The sequence below is a fragment of the Luteolibacter ambystomatis genome, from assembly GCF_018137965.1.
GTDB classification, from domain to species: domain Bacteria; phylum Verrucomicrobiota; class Verrucomicrobiia; order Verrucomicrobiales; family Akkermansiaceae; genus Luteolibacter; species Luteolibacter ambystomatis.
This window is the reverse complement of sequence record NZ_CP073100.1, coordinates 5,211,801-5,232,261: the sequence shown is the minus strand read 5'-3', so window position 1 is coordinate 5,232,261 and position 20,461 is coordinate 5,211,801. Positions and strand designations below refer to the sequence as shown.

At 62.8% G+C, this 20,461-nt stretch carries 14 protein-coding genes; 8 read left to right on the top strand and 6 right to left on the bottom strand.

What is annotated here, in order from left to right; all coding sequences use genetic code 11:
* Positions 1 to 201 precede the first annotated feature (201 nt).
* From KBB96_RS20465 to KBB96_RS20435, 7 genes are all read left to right on the top strand, one after another.
* Positions 202 to 609: a Fur family transcriptional regulator gene (locus KBB96_RS20465; RefSeq protein WP_226373598.1), complete on the top strand. Its 408-nt coding sequence runs from the start codon at positions 202 to 204 to the stop codon at positions 607 to 609.
* A gap of 17 nt (positions 610 to 626) precedes the next feature.
* Positions 627 to 1,385 (top strand): Fe-S cluster assembly ATPase SufC, encoded by a 759-nt coding sequence (sufC, locus tag KBB96_RS20460; RefSeq protein WP_211631352.1) that lies wholly within the window; start codon positions 627 to 629, stop codon positions 1,383 to 1,385.
* Between the two features lie 36 nt (positions 1,386 to 1,421).
* Positions 1,422 to 1,952 carry a DNA starvation/stationary phase protection protein Dps gene (dps, locus tag KBB96_RS20455; RefSeq protein ID WP_211631351.1) on the top strand — a complete coding sequence of 177 codons (531 nt, stop codon included), beginning with the start codon at positions 1,422 to 1,424 and terminating at the stop codon, positions 1,950 to 1,952.
* A gap of 21 nt (positions 1,953 to 1,973) precedes the next feature.
* Positions 1,974 to 3,410, top strand: a complete 1,437-nt coding sequence (gene sufB / locus KBB96_RS20450) for a Fe-S cluster assembly protein SufB (protein ID WP_211631350.1) — start codon at positions 1,974 to 1,976, stop codon at positions 3,408 to 3,410.
* 46 nt (positions 3,411 to 3,456) lie between these two features.
* Positions 3,457 to 4,767 (top strand): Fe-S cluster assembly protein SufD, encoded by a 1,311-nt coding sequence (sufD, locus tag KBB96_RS20445; RefSeq protein WP_211631349.1) that lies wholly within the window; start codon positions 3,457 to 3,459, stop codon positions 4,765 to 4,767.
* Positions 4,768 to 4,886: 119 nt separating this feature from the next.
* On the top strand, positions 4,887 to 5,609 hold the full coding sequence (locus KBB96_RS20440; RefSeq protein WP_211631348.1) for a C40 family peptidase: 723 nt from the start codon (positions 4,887 to 4,889) through the stop codon (positions 5,607 to 5,609).
* A gap of 38 nt (positions 5,610 to 5,647) precedes the next feature.
* Positions 5,648 to 8,974: a GH36-type glycosyl hydrolase domain-containing protein gene (locus tag KBB96_RS20435; protein WP_211631347.1), complete on the top strand. Its 3,327-nt coding sequence runs from the start codon at positions 5,648 to 5,650 to the stop codon at positions 8,972 to 8,974.
* Between the two features lie 88 nt (positions 8,975 to 9,062).
* On the opposite strand, the gene KBB96_RS20430 is transcribed toward KBB96_RS20435, so the two are convergent.
* Positions 9,063 to 10,430 (bottom strand): GH1 family beta-glucosidase, encoded by a 1,368-nt coding sequence (locus tag KBB96_RS20430; RefSeq protein WP_211631346.1) that lies wholly within the window; start codon positions 10,428 to 10,430, stop codon positions 9,063 to 9,065.
* Between the two features lie 96 nt (positions 10,431 to 10,526).
* Between KBB96_RS20430 and KBB96_RS20425 the strand changes: the two genes are divergently transcribed.
* Positions 10,527 to 12,449, top strand: coding sequence for an alpha-L-fucosidase (locus KBB96_RS20425; RefSeq protein WP_211631345.1), 1,923 nt, complete (start codon positions 10,527 to 10,529; stop codon positions 12,447 to 12,449).
* Positions 12,450 to 12,463: 14 nt separating this feature from the next.
* On the opposite strand, the gene KBB96_RS20420 is transcribed toward KBB96_RS20425, so the two are convergent.
* The 5 genes from KBB96_RS20420 to KBB96_RS20400 form a co-directional block, all read right to left on the bottom strand.
* On the bottom strand, positions 12,464 to 14,974 hold the full coding sequence (locus tag KBB96_RS20420; protein ID WP_211631344.1) for a VWA domain-containing protein: 2,511 nt from the start codon (positions 14,972 to 14,974) through the stop codon (positions 12,464 to 12,466).
* A 20-nt stretch (positions 14,975 to 14,994) separates the two neighbouring features.
* The gene (locus tag KBB96_RS20415; protein ID WP_211631343.1) at positions 14,995 to 16,764 is read right to left on the bottom strand and encodes a BatA domain-containing protein; all 1,770 of its coding nucleotides are present in this window, start codon (positions 16,762 to 16,764) and stop codon (positions 14,995 to 14,997) included.
* Positions 16,761 to 17,630 (bottom strand): DUF58 domain-containing protein, encoded by an 870-nt coding sequence (locus KBB96_RS20410; RefSeq protein WP_211631342.1) that lies wholly within the window; start codon positions 17,628 to 17,630, stop codon positions 16,761 to 16,763. Before KBB96_RS20410 ends, KBB96_RS20415 begins: the two co-directional genes overlap by 4 nt.
* Positions 17,631 to 17,698: 68 nt before the next feature.
* Positions 17,699 to 18,679 (bottom strand): AAA family ATPase, encoded by a 981-nt coding sequence (locus KBB96_RS20405; protein ID WP_211631341.1) that lies wholly within the window; start codon positions 18,677 to 18,679, stop codon positions 17,699 to 17,701.
* A gap of 14 nt (positions 18,680 to 18,693) precedes the next feature.
* The gene (locus KBB96_RS20400; protein WP_211631340.1) at positions 18,694 to 20,394 is read right to left on the bottom strand and encodes a hypothetical protein; all 1,701 of its coding nucleotides are present in this window, start codon (positions 20,392 to 20,394) and stop codon (positions 18,694 to 18,696) included.
* Between the last annotated feature and the right edge of the window lie 67 nt (positions 20,395 to 20,461).

Here is a 20,461-nt window from a genome sequence, read left to right as displayed (position 1 = left end):
TGGAGCCGGCAGGCATTGCGCCTCGTCGGCTCTTTTTGTGCAGTCCTCCTTCTGGAACTGCCGAAAACGGAGGGAAATCCGGGTAACTTTTGAATCACCAAAACTGTTTGCAGCTTTTTAGAATAATTCTTGATATTGGATTCCGGAGCCGTAGTTTCCCGCGCCGGAATGGTCCACGATCTGTCAGACAGCAACTCCGAAATGCCAATCCCCGATGAAATCGAGGGACTGCGCATGACCCGCCAGCGGCGGGAGGTGTACCGCGTCCTGATGACGAACCGTGATCATCCGACCGCGAACGACGTCTTCCTGCGGGTCAAGGACTCCCTGCCAAACATCTCATTGGCAACGGTTTACAACTGCCTCGAAGTCCTCGTTCAGCACGGCATCGTCCGGCAGGTGAACTTCGACCGCAATCCGTCCCGGTTCTGCCCGAACCTGGAGGAGCACGGTCATTTCCACGACGAGTCCACCGGCGCGATCCACGACGTGACCTTCAAACCCGGCGTGAACCTCGCCGACCTTCTCGACCTGCCACCTGGCACCGTGATCAGCGATGTGGAAATCACGCTGCGCGGCGAACTCCCCTCTTCCACCCCCTCCCACTGATTCCCGACTCCCACGCCATGTCCCTCGTCATCAAAGACCTCCACGCCACGCTCGAAGACGGCACCGAAATCCTCAAGGGTGTGAACCTCGAAATCCCCGCCGGGGAAGTCCACGCCATCATGGGACCAAACGGTTCCGGGAAGTCCACCCTTTCCAAGGTCATCGCCGGCCATGAGGGCTACGTCGTCACCGGTGGCAGCGTCACGCTCGATGGCGAGGACATTTTCGAAATGAGCATCGACGAGCGCTCCCGCGCCGGCATCTTCCTCGCCTTCCAATATCCGTCCGAAGTTCCGGGGGTCTCGAATGCCAACTTCATCCGTGCCGCCCTCCAGGCCCGCCTGCCGCAGGGCGAGGAGATCGACGCCGTGGCCTACTATAAGAACCTCTATTCCAAAATGGATCTTCTGGAAATGGACCGGAAATTCACCGGCCGCTCCGTGAACGAAGGCTTCTCCGGTGGGGAGAAGAAGCGCAACGAGATCCTCCAGCTCCTCATGCTGGAGCCGAAGTACGCCATCCTCGATGAAACCGACTCCGGCCTCGACATCGACGCCCTGAAGATCGTGGCCCGCGGCGTGAATGCCACCCGCTCCCCGGAACGCGGCATCCTGATGATCACCCACTACCAGCGCCTGCTCGACTACATCTGCCCGGACTACGTCCACGTGATGGCTGCGGGCAAGATCGTCCGCTCCGGCGGTCCGGAACTTGCTCTGGAGCTGGAGAAGTCCGGTTACGAATTCCTCAAGGACGAGGAACTCGTGACGGCCTGATCCGATCCAAACCAACTCCAATCCCCGACATCCCCCATGAACCTCCGCTCCAGCCGCCATCCGCTCGACGCCCAGAGCCGCGCCAAGGTCGTCAATCTTCTGAACGACACCATCGCCGTGCTGATCGACCTGCGATTGCAGGTGAAGCAGGCGCACTGGAATGTCCGGGGTTCCAACATGATCGCGATCCACGAGATGCTCGACGGCTTCGTCGGCCAGCTCGATGAATCGACCGATGAACTGGCGGAGCGCGCCGTCGCCCTCGGCGGCCGCGCCCTCGGCACCCTGCCCGGCATCGGCAGCGTGACCTCGCTGCCGACCCTGCCGCCGGAGGCCACCGGCAGCTTCGACCTGATCGAACTGCTGGCCGAACGCTATGCCGCCGTCTCCGCCGTGCTTGGCATCGGCATCAACCATGCCCAGGTGGTGGATGACGAGGTCACCGCAGACCTGCTCATTGGCACCACTCATTCCATCGACAAGAATCTCTGGCTGCTCGAGGCCCATCTCGAACCGGAGTTCACCGACGAAGAACCCGAAGAGGGCGACGACACGCCCCTGCTCTGATTTTCCATTTTCCCGATTTCCATGTCCTACGAAGCTTCCAGTACCATCGACGCCGAAACCCGCGAAGCGATCGACATCGACCGCAGCAAGGGCGACTTCAGCTTCCCCGAGCGCCACAAGTTCGATGCCGGCCGCGGTCTGACCGAGAAGACCATCGACTATATCTGCGACGTGAAGAACGACCCGCAGTGGGTCCGTGATTTCCGCCACAAGGCGCTGCAGGTCTTTCGCGACAAGCCGATGCCCACCAACTGGGCGACCAAGGACCTGGACAACATCGATTTCGACATCATCCGCTACTACCTGTCCGACGGTGAGAAGCCGAAGCGCTCGTGGGAGGATGTGCCGGAGGACGTGCTGCGCACCTTCGAGCGCCTCGGCATCCCCGAGCAGGAACGCGCGTTCCTCGCCGGTGTGGAGGCCCAGTACGATTCCGAGGCCGCCTACTCGAACATGAAGGAGGAGCTCACCAAGCAGGGCGTCATCTTCGTGAACTCGACGGAAGGCCTGAAGCACCACGAGGAGATCTTCCGCCCGTGGTTCGGCAAGGTGATCCCGACCGCCGACAACAAGTTCTCCGCGCTGAACAGCGCCGTGTTCTCCGGTGGTTCCTTCATCTACATCCCGAAGGGCGTGAAGCTGAAGCAGCCGCTGCAGGCCTACTTCCGCATCAACTCCGAAAACTTCGGCCAGTTCGAGCGCACGCTCATCATCGCCGACGAAGGCGCGGAGGTGATGTATATGGAAGGCTGTACCGCACCGAAGTTCGAAACCTCCACGCTGCACTCCGCCGTGGTGGAGCTGGTGGCGCTGAAGGGCGCGAAGATCCAGTACGTGACCGTGCAGAACTGGTCCTCGAACGTCTTCAACCTCGTCACCAAGCGCGGCCTCGCGATGGAGGACGCGGAAGTCCGTTGGATCGACTGCAACATCGGCAGCCGCCTGACGATGAAGTATCCGGGCGTGATCATGAAGGGCCGCCGCGCCCGCGGCGAGGTGATCTCCATCGCTCTGGCCAACACCGGACAGCATCAGGACACCGGCGCAAAGATGATCCACGCCGCCGATGAGACGACCTCGAACGTCGTTTCCAAATCCATCTCCGTAGGCGAAGGCCGCTCCACCTACCGCGGCCAGGTCCACATCCCGAAGCACCTCAAGGGCTGCAAGAACAACACCGAGTGCGATGCGCTGCTGATCAACACCCGCAGCCGCACCGACACCTATCCGGCGATCACGGTGCGCGGCAACCAGCACGCCACCCAGCACGAGGCCAGCGTCTCGCAGGTGTCGGAGGAAATGCTCTTCTACATGCAGCAGCGCGGCATCAGCGAAGGCGCCGCGATGTCCCTCGCCGTGAATGGCTTCATCAACGACCTCGTCCGCGAGTTCCCGATGGAATACTCGGTGGAACTCAAGCGCCTCATCGACCTCGAAATGGAAGGCTCGGTTGGCTGAACCACGCCGCGACTCCTCCCCACCACGTATCATTTTCCCGCCTCCGATGCCCGCCGTGCTCGAACAATCCGCCTCACTCCTCGATTCCGCTCCGGTCACTCCGGCCACGTTCCCCGCTTGGTTCGCCGAGCGCCAGCGTGCCGCTTGGCAGCGCTTTCTCGAAACCCCGCAGCCGAAGCGCGGCGATGAGACATGGCGCTTCTCCTCCATCAAGGAACTCGATTTCGCCGAATTCCGCCCCACCAACGGCGGTGCCGATGCCACCCTGTTGACCGCCCGCTCCAGCGGCCTGGAAGCTCCGGTCGCGAAGTTCGTGTTCGGCAATGACGAGTTGCTCCACTCCGAGTCGAATCTCCCAGCGGAAGTGATCTGCCTGCCGCTGGCCGAGGCTCTCGTTTCCCACTCCGATCTGGTGGAGAAGCACTTCATGAAGCAGGAGACCCGCCTGGGTTCCGCGAAGTGGACCGCCCTGCACGAGGCGAACTTGCGCAACGGTCTGTTCGTTCACGTCCCGGCCAATGTCGAGGTTGAGGGCACCATCGAGGTCTTCCACTGGATCGCCGGTGGGAACACCGTGATCTTCCCGCACACGCTCATCGTCACCGGCGCGAACGCCAAGGTGCGCGTGGTCGACTACTTCCAGTCCGCCGATGAATCGTCCGCCGGTCTGGCCATCGCCGTGAACGATCTGAGCGCCGGTCCGGGCTCGAAGCTCGATTACGTCGCCATCCAGGCCTTCAACGAGAACACCAAGGTCATCCAGGTGAACGAAACCGGCGTGGCCAAGGATGCGTCCGCCATCGGCTTCATCCTCAACACCGGCGCCACCTGGGCGCGCAATGAATCGCTCAGCCGCCTCGAGGGCGAAGGCTCCCGCTCGGACATGCTCTCCGTGAGCATCCCGGCCCGCGACCAGGAATACGACCAGCGCACCTTCCAGCACCACGTGTCCCCGGGTGCCTACAGCGACCTGCTCTACAAGAACTCTCTCTACGACAAATCCCGTACCATTTTCTCCGGCCTGATCTTCGTGGACGAGGGCGCGCACCGCACCGACGCCTACCAGACCTGCCGCAACCTCTTCATGAGCGATGACGCGGAGGCCAACTCCATGCCCGGCCTGGAGATCAACGCGGACGATGTGAAGTGCTCGCACGGCAGCACCTCCTGCCAGATCAGCGACGAGGAGATCTTCTACCTGCGAGCCCGCGGCATCTGCCCCACCCGTGCCCGCCAGCTCATCGCCCGCGGTTTCTCCGTGGAGGTGATCGAGCGCCTCGGCGACGAGAAGGTGGAGGAACTGGTCCTGCGCTTCGTGGACGACAAGTTCGCCCACATCGCCGGTGGCGGCGCTTGACCCTCGACGGAGTTCTCCGATTTCACGCGATGGATGCCTGAGGGTGTCCATCGCGTTTTGCATTCAGGATCGGGCACATTGCTTTTTGAAAGCACCACCGCCCGGTGTTAGGGTATGGCATGACATGGAGGCTGCCCATCATCCTTGTCCTCTGCACCGCGGCCCACGCGGCACAGCCCGCGTTGCAAGGAGTCGAACTGCTGAGCCCGCCGCGCCGGGGCCTCATCGAGCGTTCATTGCAGGAACTCGATGCCCACCCCGGCATCCCCTACCGCTACGCAGGTTCTTCACCGGAGGCCGGCGGCATGGACTGCTCCGGCGCGGTGTTCTATCTGCTGGAAAAAGTCGGCATCGATCCGCCGCGCTCCGCCCAGGCCCAATACGACTGGGTGAAAAAAGAAAGCACGCTCACCCCGCTCGCCGCATCGGTCACGGATGAGGATGATCCCGCCTTCGCCGCCTTGTTGCCGGGTGACCTCTTGTTCTGGGGCACCCTCGGTCCGGACGGCAGAGCGAACGTCACCCACGTGCAGATCTATTTGGGGAAGGAGGCGAAAGACGGGCGCCGCATCATGATTGGAGCCAGCGACGGACGCTCCTACCGCGGCGTGAAAAAGGACGGCTTCGACATCGTCGATTTCAAGGTGCCGAACGCGGACGCTCCAAAACGGTTGCTAGCTTACGGGCCGCCCGTTTGGAAAACCGTGGCGGCAATGAAGCGGAGCGACATGGACCGACAGACTACTTCACCTCCTCGGTCAATTTCCAACCGCCATGCCTCCGATTTGAAAAAACCAGCCGCTTCAAAATCCAAGCGGCCCAAACAGCCTGAGAAGAAATAGCTGACGACCACGGCATGGAGTGCTGGAATGTTAAGCAAATGTCCGAGCCGCGACCGATTCTCCGCTATTCGAATCTCCCCCTGATCCGCACCGGGACCTCGCCGGTATTCGAGTTCCTGCCAGACGGCACGCTGCATGCGCTGCGGGCGGACAATGTCCTGCTCAACCTGTTGCTCGGCTGCCCGGTCGGAGGATCGCTTCACCGCATCGCACTGGTGGTGGCGGACGCGCACGGACGCCGCGCGGTGACTCTCGCTGGTCCCGGCGGTGGACTCTTCTCCGCGGATGAACACTCCGCCTGTTGGGAAACGGAAGTGGATGGCATCGAAGCCACCGCCGTGCTCCAACCGATCAGGGACGGCTGGGTGATCGAGGTCACCGCCACCAATCACCTCTCCCATCCTGTGATCGTGCAGGCTGTGCATGGATTGGACCTCGGCCTCACCACCCAGTTCGCGGCACGATTGAACGAGTCCTACACCAGCCAGTATGTGGATCACCATGAGATCATCGATCCGGAGCTCGGCCACGTCATCGCCTCGCGGCAGAACCTCGCGGTCGATGGCAAGTATCCGTGGCTGATCCAGGCATGGATCGAAGGCACCGCCGGATTCAGCACCGATGCCGTGGATTTCTTCGGCCCCCAGGGCACTCGCGGCAGCCTAGTGCGCGGACTTGTCGACGCACCCGCTCCGGGCCGCGTGCGGCAGGATGAAACCTCCTATCCCGCCATCTATTCAAAACCTGCGGTCGTGCCCCCTGGCGCGGTGCTGACACGCCGCTATATCGCTCAATACCGCGCGGATCATCCCGCTGCCAGCGGACCGGAGGACGTCACCTGCCTGCATCAGGCCATCGAGGATCTGCCGGTGATGGAGTTCCCGGTGCCACCACAGTTGCAAGCGGCACCGCCACCCACATGCGTGCTGCACGGTCGTCATCCGTCGAAAGCCGGTCTCGAAGCATGGTTCGGCACGGATTGGAGCGCGGTTGAAACACTCGGAAATGGAGAGATCGGCTCGGCCTTCATCGGCAATGAACGACGTCACCTGGTGACCCGCATGAAAGAGGACACCGCCGCACGGCCGCATGCACTCATCCTGCGCAGCGGTTCCGCGGTCGATGCAGTGAACGATCATCTCGATACCACCTGTCACATGGCGGGCGTGTTCCAGAGCCTGCTCGCAGTGGGCCATCCGAGCTTCCACCGCCTGCTCAGCCCGGTGCGCGAACGCTTCGGCCTGCAACGTTTCTCCGGCCAGCGCATCGGCATTCGGAATGCGGATGGCATCTCATGGCTCGGCATTCCCTCGGCCTTCGTGATGTCTCTCACATCCTGCGAGTGGATCTATCAGCTCGATGGGCGCCGCATCCGCGTGACGGCGGAAGTCTCCACCGGCGCTCCTGAGGCGACGACCTCGCTGGTGGTGGAGGCGGGCGAACCCGCGGAGTTTGTCATCAGCCATGGACTCGTCGGCGGCGAGCGCGAGGGTGAGGAGGATGCTTCAATCGCGCTTGATGGCTTCACCGCCATCGTTCAAGCCGGGCCGGATTCCCTGGCCCGAAAACATTTTCCGGACGCGAAGTTCACCGTCGAGGCGCTCGACCCCACTGCATTCCGGAACATTGGCGGCTCGGAACGACTCGGCTTCGAACAGGCGGCGACGTCGCACCTCGTCTATGAGACCGCCGCGGTGAAAGAGTTCGGCCTTCGCTTGAGTGGCTTCACCCGCGCTTACGTTGCACGCCCGAAAGCGCAACCGGTCTGGCAGGCCGCCACCCGTGCCCTGCGCGTCTCCGGTGTCGATCTCCCGGAGGTAGAGGCGCTCGATGCCATCCTGCCGTGGTTCATTCACAACGGCATCATCCACTACAGCGATCCGCATGGCCTGGAACAATGGAACGGCGGTGCATGGGGTTGTCGCGATGTCACGCAGGGCTCCGTGGAACTGCTGCTCGCCATCGACCGTAACGATGCGGTGCGCGAGACGCTCGTGTCCGTCTTCAGCCATCAGTATCTCGGCAGCGGCGATTGGCCGCAGTGGTTCATGCTCGATCCCTTCGGCTGGATCCAGCAGCGCCACATGCATGGCGATATCCCGCTGTGGCCGCTGAAGGCGCTGTGCGACTATATCGAGAACTCCTCCGACTTCGCCTTCCTCGATGAGTTGGTCGATTGGACCGATGCCAACACGGCACGCCCGGTGGACAAACCCACCACCATCCTCGCCCATGTGGAAGCCGCGGTGGCATGGATGCGCCAGCAATGTTTCCCCGGCACCGCGTTGCTGCGTTACGGCGAGGGCGATTGGGACGACTCGCTGCAACCGGCGCGCCCGGAGCTGCGCGAGCACATGGTCAGCACCTGGACCGTCGCGCTCTCCTATCAAGTGCTCCGTCGCCTGGAGGAACTGGAGCAACGCAGCGGCAAGAGCATCGCGGGTCTCGCCGGGTTCGCGGATGCGGTGCATGCCGACTTCCATCGCTGGCTGGTGGTGGATGGCGTGGCCAGCGGCTTCTTCGTCTTCGATGAAGATGGCAAGGCGGGTCATCCCCTGCTGCATCCGCGGGACACCGAAACCGGCATCCACTACCGCCTGCTGCCGATGAAACGCGCGATCATCTCCGGACTGTTCTCGAAGGAACAAGCGGAGCATCACCTTGTCATCATTCGTGAAAAGCTCCTCGCCGCCGATGGCGCGCGTCTGATGGACCGGCCCGCGCCTTACCGTGGTGGACCGCGCAAGATCTTCGAACGCGCGGAAAGCTCCGCCGCCTTCGCCCGCGAGATCGGCGTGTTCTATTCGCACGCCCATCTGCGCTATCTCGAAATGCTCTCGATTCTCGGCGAGCGTGATGCGCTGTGGCTCGGACTTCAGCAGGTCAATCCGGTGGGCCTCACCCGTTCGGTGCCCCACGCGCTGCCACGGCAGGCAAACCTTTACTTCAGTAGCTCGGATGCCGCAGTGCATGACCGCTATGAAGCCGCGGACCGCTATGAAGACATCGTTGCCGGCAAGATCCCGGTGGCCGGTGGCTGGCGTCTCTACTCCAGTGGCCCCGGACTTTTCTGCCATCTGGTCCGCACACGGGTGTTGGGCCTGCGCCGTCACTACGACCGCGTGTGTCTCGATCCGATTTTGCCAGAGATCGCGAACGGCCTGGAAACCACACTCACTTGGGATGGCAAGCCGTTGAAAGTGGTGTTCCATCGCGGATCCCCTGCCGTGCGTCTGAACGGCAAGGACGTGGAAACCACCGAAACCCCACATCCCTACCGACGCGGAGGATTCTCAGTGGATGCCTCCCTGTTCTCATCGCTCCTCAAGGACGACAAAAACCTGCTCGAGATCAAAACGCCCTGAATCCATCAACCACGAAACACACGAAACTCCACGAAAGGAAGTGATCGACGGAAGTTCTTTCTGATTTCGTGTCCCTTCGTGATTTTCTTCAGAGGTTGCCCCCATTCCTCCGAATCACCTCGCTGAGCCATGCCAGCGAGTCTTTCGGTGTGCGCTTCCGTGACTCGTAATCCACGTGGACCAATCCAAAGCGTTCCTTGTACCCATCCGCCCACTCGAAGTTGTCCATCCACGACCAGTGGAACCATCCGCGCACGTCCGCACCATCCGCTATCGCACGGTGCAGTTCGCGCAAATAGCGGGTGAGGAAATCGATTCGCATCGTATCCGGCACACGACCGCCCACATCCACCCAATCCATCGAAGACAACCCGTTCTCGAACACATACAGCGGCAACCCCCACGCCTCATGATAGAACCGTGCGGCCCAATACATTCCCTCCGCATGCAGCGGCCAGCCAAAGGCGGTGCGTGGTTCACCGGGCGGGGCTTTCACCACCGATCCATCCGCCGCGATTCTACGACCAAAGTAGTAGTTGAAGCCGTGGAAATCCACCGGCCGCGAGATCTCCGCGAAATCCCCCGCCTTCACCACCGTTTCGAGGAAACGCGGATGCCGTGCCGCCAGTGATTCCGGATAGCAGCCCCGATACATCGGCTGCGACCACCAGCAGGAGCCGAGGAACATCGAGGCATCGCCGGTCCACTCCGGCTCCAGCGTGACATGCCGCGCCGCTTCCACCGACCCGGGATCATCCGGGTCCGCTGGAATGCCCACGTTCGCCACCTGCGCCATACCGATTTTCGCATCCTTCACTTGGGAGCGGATCGCTCCGACCGCCCGACCGTGGGCAAGGTTCACATGATGCGCGCATCGCAGCACATCCGCCTCGGACAATTTCAAACCCGGCGCATGAATGCCCGCGCGATGCCCGAAACCGAGGAAGATCTGCGGCTCGTTGAAGGTGATCCAATCCTTCACCCGGTCGCCGAGCTTCGCTGTCACCTCCGCCGCATAGTCCGCGAACCACCCGGCCATGTCGCGGTTCGCCCAGCCATCTCGCTCCTGCAGCACTTCCGGCAGATCCCAGTGAAACAAGGTGATGTAGGGGCGGATGCCCGCCTCCAAAAGCCCGTCGATCAGTCTGTCATAGAATGCCAATCCAGCCTCATTGATGCATCCCGTCCCCTCCGGCATCACCCGCGGCCACGCAATGGACAAGCGGAATGCAGGCAAACCTGCGGCCCGCATCATCGCAACATCGTCCGGCCAGCGATGGTAGAAATCGCACGCCTTCTCCGGTGTATGCCCACCGTACACGCGTCCCGGCTCCCGGCAGAACACGTCCCAGACCGAATCCCCCTTCCCATCCAAGGCAGCCGCTCCTTCGATCTGGGGCGCGGCGGTGGCGGCTCCCCACACAAAACCTTCGGGAAATGCGAACTCGGATGGCATCGCGGACAACCCTAACACAGATGGAGTACCCTGAAAGTTTTCCTCGCTCTGGCCGGTAAATCGCCGTCAAATTTCTGCGATTACCTTCGTTTGTCCATGAATACCCGTTTCCTGATTCCCGCCCTCCTGTCGCTCGGCCTCGCCCAGGCGGTGCCGCCCCCCGCTCCCTATGGAGCTCTACCCGATGCGGCCCAGATCGCGATCCAGGACATGGAAACCTACGCCTTCGTCCATTTCACGACGAACACCTTCACCGGCAAGGAATGGGGCTATGGTGACGAGAGCCCGTCGATCTTCAACCCCACCGATTTCGACGTCGACCAGATCGTCGGCTCCATCGCGAAGGCCGGCTTCAAGGGCGTGATCCTCACCTGCAAGCATCACGACGGCTTCTGCATGTGGCCGACGAAAACCACCGCTCACAGCGTGGCGCAAAGTCCGTGGAAGGACGGCAAGGGTGACATGGTGAAGGAGTTCTCCGCCGCTGCGAAACGTGCGGGCATCAAGTTCGGCGTCTATCTCTCTCCCTGGGATCGCAACAACGCGACCTATGGCACCCCGGATTACATCAAGCTCTACCGCGCCCAGCTCACCGAACTGCTCACCAACTACGGCGACGTTTTCGCCGTGTGGTTCGATGGAGCGAATGGCGGTGATGGATTCTACGGCGGCAAGCGCGAGAAGCGCGGCATCGACCGGACGAGCTACTACGATTGGCCTGCCACGTGGGCACTCGTCCGCAAGCTCCAACCAAAGGCTTCGCTGTTCTCGGACGTCGGTCCGGGCACACGCTGGATCGGCAACGAACGCGGCATCGCCGGCTATCCCTGCTGGGCCACCTACACCCCGGCCACCAGCAATGGCGAGAAGCCCGGTCCGGGCATGCCAATGAAGGATCTCGGTACCGGCACGCCGGATGGCACCGCGTGGATCCCCGGCGAGGTGGACGTATCCATCCGTCCCGGCTGGTTCTGGCATGAGTCGGAAAACGGCAAGGTCCGCAGCCCAAAGAACCTCCTGAACCTCTATTTCAACTCGGTGGGACACGGCGCGACCTTCCTGCTCAATATTCCGCCCGACCGCCGTGGCCGTTTGAACGAGGCCGATGTCGCCGCGCTGGAAGGCTACAAGAAGGCGTTGGATCAACTGTTCTCAAAGAACTTCGCCGATGGAGCGAAAGCCACCGCCGACCAAAACCGTGGCAAGGGCTTCGAGGCCGCCAAGGTGCTCGACACCGACAAGGCTACCTACTGGGCTGCACCGGATGGCACGAAGACGGCGGCACTTGAACTCGCCCTGCCGGAAGCACGCACCTTCGATGTCATCCGCCTGCGCGAGCCTATCCAGCTCGGCCAGCGGGTGCGGAAGTTCGCCGTGGATGTCCGCCAGAATGGAACGTGGAGCGAATGGATCGGGAACGGGTCGAGCATCGGCCACCAGGTACTGCTGCCCGGCAAGCCGGTGACAGCGGACGGAGTGCGTGTGCGCATTCTTGAGAGCGCCGCATCCCCCTGCCTCGCCGAAGTCTCGCTTTGGAAGATGCCGGACGACGTGCCGGACAGTCTCGCCAAGGCCGATCCCACGGCCGCATTGAAGAAGGGCTGGAAGGTCACCTCCAGCTTCGAGACCAAGGACCATCCCGCCGCCGCGGCCATCGACGGCAATCCCGCCACCTTCTGGTGCACGCACGATGCGGAGAAGGGCGAGCAAGGACCACCCCAATCGATCACACTCGATCTCGGCAAGACCGAGAAGCTCGCCGCCGCCACCTTCCTGCCGCGTCAGGACGGCACGACGCACGCCGTAGTGGATCGCTACCGCCTCGAATGGAGCGCGGATGGCCAGGCGTGGAGCTCACCACAGGAAGGCGAGTTTTCGAACATCCGTGCGAACCCGATCGAACAGCGCGTCGATCTCCCGGCTGGAACCAGCGCACGCTATCTGCGCTTCACCGCATTGCACGTGCTGGAGAAGAACAACGTCACCTTGGCCGAGATCGGTGTGGTATTGGCGAAGTAACAGCTCCGTCGACTTCAAATCCGCCTCACCGCGATGCCACCGATGAGGCAGGCAAAGCCCGCGTAGACAAACCAGTGGGCGATGTCCTGATACACGGCGGTGTTCGGCATGTCCGCCCGGACCGCCGCCGGATCAAACTCCGGTAGAGCTGCAAGTGCGGAATCCGTCTCGCGGTCGAGACGGTATTCCGCAGGATAGTCGCGCTGCCAGCCGAGAGTTTTCATCAAGGCATGATCCGGATCGCGCAGGCTGAGGTTCACCCGGTCCCGGCCCGCAAGATCGACGCTCGCTTCATAACGACCCACGCCTGTCTGACGGACAGCCGCGGGAACGTCCACGCCGTTCGCATCAATGGCCTTGGCATCCCACTTCACCCGATCCACCGGACGATCCTGTTCATCGCGGCGGGTGATGTTCACCAGCCAGGTTTCACGATCCACCGAACCGGAGGCCGCAAGACCCGCCGATTGTTCCTTGCGGACAATGCCGCGGAACACCTGCGCCCAGAACGCGCCGCCATTGCCCCATCCCAGCCATTCACCACCCCACTTCTCGGTGAGATCGGAGGTCCAGCACAACCCGGTGCCGAGGCCATAGCGGCAAACCGCCAGCAGCGGATCACCGGTTTCCGCCGCCAGCAGCAGGTTCGCGGATGGCTTCGGCTGGGTCATCACGTAACCGAGCACATAGGGAAGCTGGCTCTTCTCATAGCCGGAGAGCATCGGGTGATCGCCCGTGACCACCGTGGCATACAGGTCCTCTTTGATCGCGGAACGCGAGGCCTGCATGGTCTCCTTTGTGAAAATCTGCGGCAGGTTCGCGGCTTCGCTCGTCTCGTAGTAACGGCCGCCGCCTTCCTGTGCGATCATCTTCATCAACTCCGTGGCACCGCCTTCGCCAAGGCACACGGAGGAAACGGTCATGCCCTGGGAGCGCATGTCGCGCACCAGTCCGGGGAAGTCATAGTCCGGCGTCTCACCATCGGAGAGCACGATCATATGCTTCACCTTTGCCACCGAATTCTGGAGCAGCTCCTTGCCCTTCACCATCGCCGGATAGGCATCGGTGCCACCGCCCGCCTCCAGCGAGTCGATCGCATTGAGCACCGTGCCCTTGTCCGCCGCACTGGTCATGTTGAGGATCACCTGCGGCGCGCTGTCGAAGCCGATCACCGCGATCTGATCCTGGGCACCAAGCAATTCCGCCGCCGCCTTCGCCGACGCGCGTGCCAGCGCGATGCGCTCACCGCTCATCGAGCCGCTCTTGTCGATCACCAGTGCCATGGCGAGGCTCGGTTTCTGCTTCTCCTTCTCGTAGCGCGAGGTCAGCGGCAGCGCCTCTTCGACGGGCGTGCGGTAGTAGCCTCCGAGGCCGAAGGAATCCTCCGAACCGAGCATGGCAAGCCCGCCTCCGAAATCGGAAACGTAACGCTTGAGCAGCTCCATCTGCCGCAGGTTCATCGCCGTGGCGGGAACATCCGCGAGCACCACCGCATCGAAGGCGAGCATCTCCGCCATCGTATCCGGCAGACCGCGTTCCCCCCGCAGCTCCAGCTCGATCCCCTGCTTCTTCAACGCCCGGGCCAGCGGACGCATCTGCTTCTCATCGCGATGCAATACCAGCAGCCGTGGTTCGCCCTTCACCGTGATGGTGGTGGCCACCTTGTTGTTCACCGGAAACCAATCCTTCTCCGGTTGCAGTTCCGCTTCCCAACGGCTCTCGCCCGTGGCGGTCATCGCCACGTCCAGCGTGACAGCCGTCTCCTTGCCTGCCTCCAGCTTCACCGGCGTGGACGCCACGGAAACGCCACCATGCAGGATGCGGGCGGTGGCGTTCATCGCTTCGTTCGCGCGCAGGCGCAAACGCATCCGCACGACTTCGCCACGATAGGCCACCCGGGTCATCGGCTCCAGCGCGACGATCGCCGCTTCCGGCCGCTTCAATCCATCGATCCGCCGGAAACGCACGTCCACGCCCTCCTGCTCCAGCGTTTTGATCGCATCCGCCACGCCGGAGCTCGTCGGCGCGCCATCGGAAAACACCACCAATCGCCGCGCCATACCCGCGTCGAAGACCAGTCTCGAACCGAGCAGGGCCTCCGCCAGTCTCGTGGAATCGCGAACGGTTGCATCCGCCGTTCCCCTATCCGCTTCATCGGCCAATTTCCTCAGGGTCGTGGGATCTGAGGGAGTCAGTTTCGCAGCAAACGACAGGACCGAGGCACGGTCCGATCCTCGCAAGGACCGGGCCGCCTGTTCGATCTCTCCGGCCGCCGTGCGCATCGCGCCCGGATCCACCGACTCGGAAACATCCACCAGATAGATCACATGGAGATCGTCGCTGCGGGACAGCCAATAGGGGCGGCACAACGCCAGCACCAGGCACACCACGCCCAGCAGGCGCAGCCCGTGCGCCAGCCACTTGCGCAGCGGCGGACGGTCCACCAGCGAACGCCGCCACGCGAATACGCTCGCGGCAGCGCAGCCGAGCAACAACCAGAGGGGCAGGAAGGAGGAAAACTGCATGAAGGGGAAAGCGAAAGCGGTCAGCCAACCTTGCGGCGGTGGTAGAGAAACTCCTCGCCGAGCACGAGGCCGATGGCACCCAACAGGAACCATCCTGCCAGCGGCCAGCCGGTGGCCAGCTTCACCTGCGGCGGCGGATCACCCGAAGGAGCCGGTCCGGATTCCCCGGCGGAGAAAACCGCGCCGCCCAGGTGCCAATCGGTCGAATTACGAGAGAAGGAGTAGTTTCCGACACGCTCGATCAGCGCGGGCATGGTGGTGGTCACGGGAACCGTCTTACGGTCCATCTCCAGCAGCGCCTTCTTCACATCCTCGGTTCCCGGCACTTCCACATGGCTGCCGGTGGCAACAGCGGACGGGAACTGGTTCTCGCGGCCGGTGAGCAGCACCGCCGCATCATGCACCAGCACCGGAAACCATGGCGAAAGGTAGAAATCCTCACGGGACGGATCGAAGTTCAGCACCACCGCGCTCTTCCCGTCCACGGAGCAGGTGTAAACCAAGGGCGTGCCATCGGCATGAGCCAGCACCACCACCGCGCCCTGCGGAGCCGTGAGCTTGCGCGCGCCATCGAAACCGAGCAGCGCCGGATCGATCCGGGCGATCAACGGATGATCCTTCGACATCACCTCCGGCGGGCCGGGTGGCAGCTCCTCTCCCACGCTCTTCCAGAACGGAGATTCCCCCGCAGGTGCGAACACGATCGAGCATTCCGTCTCCGGAGGAGACCCCACCGCCAATGACAGCCGGGCGAAACCATCGAGGGGTTCGAAGAGCGAGTCCGCACGCGAGAACGCCGCGATGCACTGCTGGAAGAAATACGGATTCTTCGCCGCGACCTGCACCGGAATCGGCTGCGGTGCATTCAGCCCCAGCGGCGCGATGTTGTCCGCATCGAACACATCCTTGCCACGCAGCCGCAGCAGCCAATTCCCGGGTTCGATCGGCTCGACCGCAATCGACTCGTTCGCCGTGCCATGTGCGGGCAAATGAACGGTGAACAATCGCGCAAGCACGCCATCATTCGCCGAAACCAGCTCCAGTTCCACATCACGGTCTTCCGGAAAGTCCGAGATCAGAGAGACGAACAGAGATGCCCTGCCGGGCGAATCCCAACGCAGGTCCGCTGCCGTGATGCCCGCATTGCCACCCTTTCCACCGACCTGCACGACCTCCACGCCGTCCGGCAGCTTCATCGGTGAGGAGTGGCGGTCGGTGAGAAAGAGAATGCGCGTCCCCGCCTTGCCATCACTCGCCGCCGCGGAGAGCAGGGTGAGTTCATCCAACGCGTGCGGATCGAGCGCCTGATCGGAAGCAGTCATGCCATTGATGGCATCCTTCAGCAGCCGCGCGTGATTGGTCAGATGGGCGCGATATTCCAGGCTCCCCGCCACATCCGCGATGGCCGCGCGTTGCGAACCTCCGAGCGCCGTGATCCAGGAACGGGCCAGATCCTTCGCCTGATCGATCCGCGACCTGCCATCCTCCACCGACTGCATCGACGCCGAGCGATCGATCACGATCAACAGATCCGGCGCGCTGCCATCATCGAAACGCGGACGGGTGAGCGCCACCACCGCGGCTCCGAAGGCCAAGGCCACCAGCAACAGCGAGAGCAGGTTCCGCAGTTTTTGGAACAGCGAGCTCGCCGCCTTCTGCTGGAATACCTGCTGCCACAGAAAGAACGCATTGACAGGCTGGCGGCGCGGACGCGTGCGGATGAAATAGACGGCCGCCAGCGGCAGCAGCGCCAGCAGGCCCCAGAAGAACATCGGGAAACCGAACGTCATGCGACCAGCCCTCCCTTCCTCAACATCGACTGGATCACCACATCGAACGGCACGTCCGAGGTCGTGCTCGCGAGGCCCACGCCACGGCGCGCGCACTCATTTTTCAAGCTGTCATTCCAGGCCGCGATCGCTTCGCGATACTGCTTCGACTCTTTCTCGCTGATCGTCACACGTTGTGTCGCAGCGGTCTCCACGCATTCGATTTCCAAATCACCAAGCCAGGGACATTCCAGGTCCGCCGGGTCATGCACTTGCAGCGCGAAGACATCGTGCCCGGACCACTGGAGAAAGCGCAGTCCCTCCTCGAAGCCCTTCGGGAAGAAGAAGTCGGACACCACCAGCACCACGCCTTTCTTACCCTTCCGCGCCTGGAAGGTGCGCGCACAGGCGCTGAAATCCGTATCCACGCCGAACGTCTCAGCTCCTTCGAGATCGCGAAGGAAAGGAAACACCTGGCTGCGGCTGCGCGCGGATTCCACGATGGTGCTCAGCTTTTCCGCCATGCCATAGACCATCACGCGGTCCATGCCATTGAGCGCGATGTAGCCGATGGCCGCGGCGAGTTTGCGGGCGTAATCGAACTTCGTCGCCATCGAACGGCTGCAATCGAAGAGGATGTACACCGTCGTATCTTCCTCGATCTCGAATAGCTTGATGAGCAGTTCCTCGGTGCGGGCGTAGATCTTCCAATCAATCGCGCGGTAGTCGTCGCCGAAATTATACGGAGCGTAGTCGGCGAAGGTGATGCCAGTGCCACGCCGCTGCGTGCGACGGTCCGCCTGCAACGATCCGCGCAGCACGCGGCGGGCGAGCAGGTTCAGCGCGTCAAGCTGGCGGATGAATGCGGGATCGGTGAGGGAGGACACGGGTATTGGAATCCAGAGACCAGAATCAAGAATCCAGGAAGAGGAGGCTGGCGAACTCGTTCGCTCGATCAGCCCTTCGCGGCGGCGATGGCATCCTTCACGAGCAGATCCGGCTTCACGCCTTCCGCTTCGCCTTCAAAGGAGAGGATAAGACGGTGGCGCAGCGCGGGCAGCGCGACGGAGTCGATGTCCTCGCGGGCCACATGATAGCGGCCATCGAGCAGCGCGCGGGCACGGGCGGCTGCGAGCATGGCCTGGCCGGCACGCGGTGAGGCACCGTGACGCACGAATTGTTTCACCGACTTCGGCGCGTGCTCGCTGGGGTGGGTGCCGCGCACCACGCGCACGAGGTAATCCTGCACCTCCGGAGCCACCGGCACCTCGCGCAGCGTTTCCCCCATGCGGAGAATGTCCGCACCGTGTGCCACGGCCGGCACATGCGGCTTCGCGTTGCCTCCGGTGCGATCAAGGATCTGCTTGAACTCATCGTGCGAGGGCAGGCCGACTTCCAGCTTGAAAAAGAAACGGTCGAGCTGCGCTTCCGGCAGCGGGTAGGTGCCGTCGTTCTCGATCGGGTTCTGCGTGGCCATCACGAAAAACGGCAGCGACAGGCTGTGGGTGTGGTTCGCGACGGTCACCCGCTTCTCCTGCATCGTCTCCAGCAGTGCGGACTGGGTCTTCGGCGTGGCACGGTTGATTTCATCCGCGAGCAACAGGTTGCAGAACACCGGGCCGCGCTGGAACTCCAGCTCGCGGCGGCCATCACGATCAATCAGCACCTGGGTCCCCACCACATCGCTCGGCAGCAGGTCGGGGGTGAACTGGATGCGCTTGAACTGCACGTCGATGGCTTGGGCGATGGTGTTGACCAACGAAGTTTTGCCGAGCCCGGGCACGCCTTCCAGCAGCACGTGGCCGCCGCAACAGATGGCGATCAGCACGTCCTCGATGATCTCCTGCTGTCCCACGATGAAGGTGGAGACGGCGCCGCGGATGCGGTCGAAGGTTTCCTTGAAATGAGCGACTTCAGGTTCAGCGGTGGCGGTCATGATGGTGGAGAGGATTACTTGTCTTCCTTAGCAGCGGGCTGCGCGGACTGGAGGTTCTCGAAATAATTGCGGACACCGAGCTTCAATGACTCGGGCACATCGTCGCGCTGGACGAAGGATTCGGTCTGGCGGGCAAACTCGCGCTGCCTGATATCGCCACGGCGGCCGGAGACACCCGCGCCACTGTCCGCTTCCTCCACGGAACTGAGCGACGGCCCCTCGCCGTGCTGGCCCTTGAGCTCGGTGAGCTGGCCATTCTTCTGGGAATTGTCACGCTCCTGACGGCGGGATTCGTCCGTGCCGACTCCCGCCTTGCGACCACCCGGCTCCTCCGCCAGCCCCAGCATCTGCGACTGACCCTGGGAAAACGAACCGGCCTGGGCGAGCGCGTCACGGAGCTGGTCGAGCTTCCCTTTCGCCATGCGTTTGCCGTGCATGCCCTTCATGTGCTTGCCCAGCTTGCCAAGCACGCCATTGGCTTTTTCCATGGCTGCCTCGTCGCCCTTCTCGGCATCGGGATCGAGTTCGATCTCCTGCAGCTCCTTCTCGACCTCCGCGGCCGCGTCATCGAGCTCCGCCATCAGATCTTCCAGCGGCTCCGCCTGCTGGCCATTGCCCTCGGCCATCTGCCCTTGCTGGTTCTCACCCTGGTTGCCTTGGCCCTGGGCGTTCTGTCCGTTCTGTTGCCCCTGCGCGTTCCGGGCGCCCTGGCGCTGCTTGCCGGCGGCAGCAAGGCGTTTGGAAACGGCGCGCATCTTCGCGAGTTCCTTCTTCGCCTCACTGAGCTTCTGTTTCTTCTCCTCGGGAGTCTTCGCGTCCTTGAGATCCTGCTTGTCCAGCTTCTTGCCTGCCAGTTTCTCCACCATCTCTGCGGCTTCCTTCAGCTCCTTCGCCTCCATCTTCTTGCCGAGCTGGCGCGGCTCGGTCTCTTCTGCTTTTGCCAGCTCCTTCGACGCGAGGTGCATGGTTTCCTCATCGCGGCGTTGGTCGAGCGCCTTGCTGGCATCGCGAAGCTTTTGCTCGATGCGGGCGAACTGCCGTGCGGCATCCGCCTTGTCCCCGCTCTCATTGATGGCTTCCACCATCCTGCGGAACTCATCCATCTTCACCGCCTCCCTTTCCTCGGGCGCGGTGATGTCCTTCTCCATTTCCCCGATGAGCTTCTCAAGTTCCTGCTTGGACTCCGCCACGCGCTCCCGCGTCTCACGCGCCTCCTTCTGAGCCGCGAGCACCTGGGGCGATGGCGGCATCAAACCCAGCCAGACAGCCACCAACAGCAGGCCCGCGGATGCACCCGCCGAACGACGGGGAAACGGCGAACGGATCGTTCCCGGATCGCAGGCCGCCAACCGGGGCTTCAACCATTCCCATTGAAGGGTCGTCGTCGGCTCATCCGGACGAGTGGCGGCCAAATGACGGGCGCTGGCAATCGCATCCTTGAGATCGAAGAACCGATCCGTCTCCCGCACCGCCGCGGCGAGGCGCATGCGTTTCCATACCCACCAGCCGATCCCGGTCACGATCCCCACGGAGAGAATCGCCAACGGAACCAGCGCGGGCACCGGGTATCCGCGCAAAACCCAGACCAGCGAGGCAAGTGCCGATGTACCTGCCACGATGCCAAGTCCGCGCACGGCGATATTCCGCGCGAGGAAGCCATCGTGCCGCCGCGCGACCCGATGAACCAAACGGTCGATTTCCGGATGTTCAGCCATGACTCGGAGAAAGGGATGGGAAGTCGGGACGCAATCCGAAGGAACAGGATTCCAAGCTACAAACCGT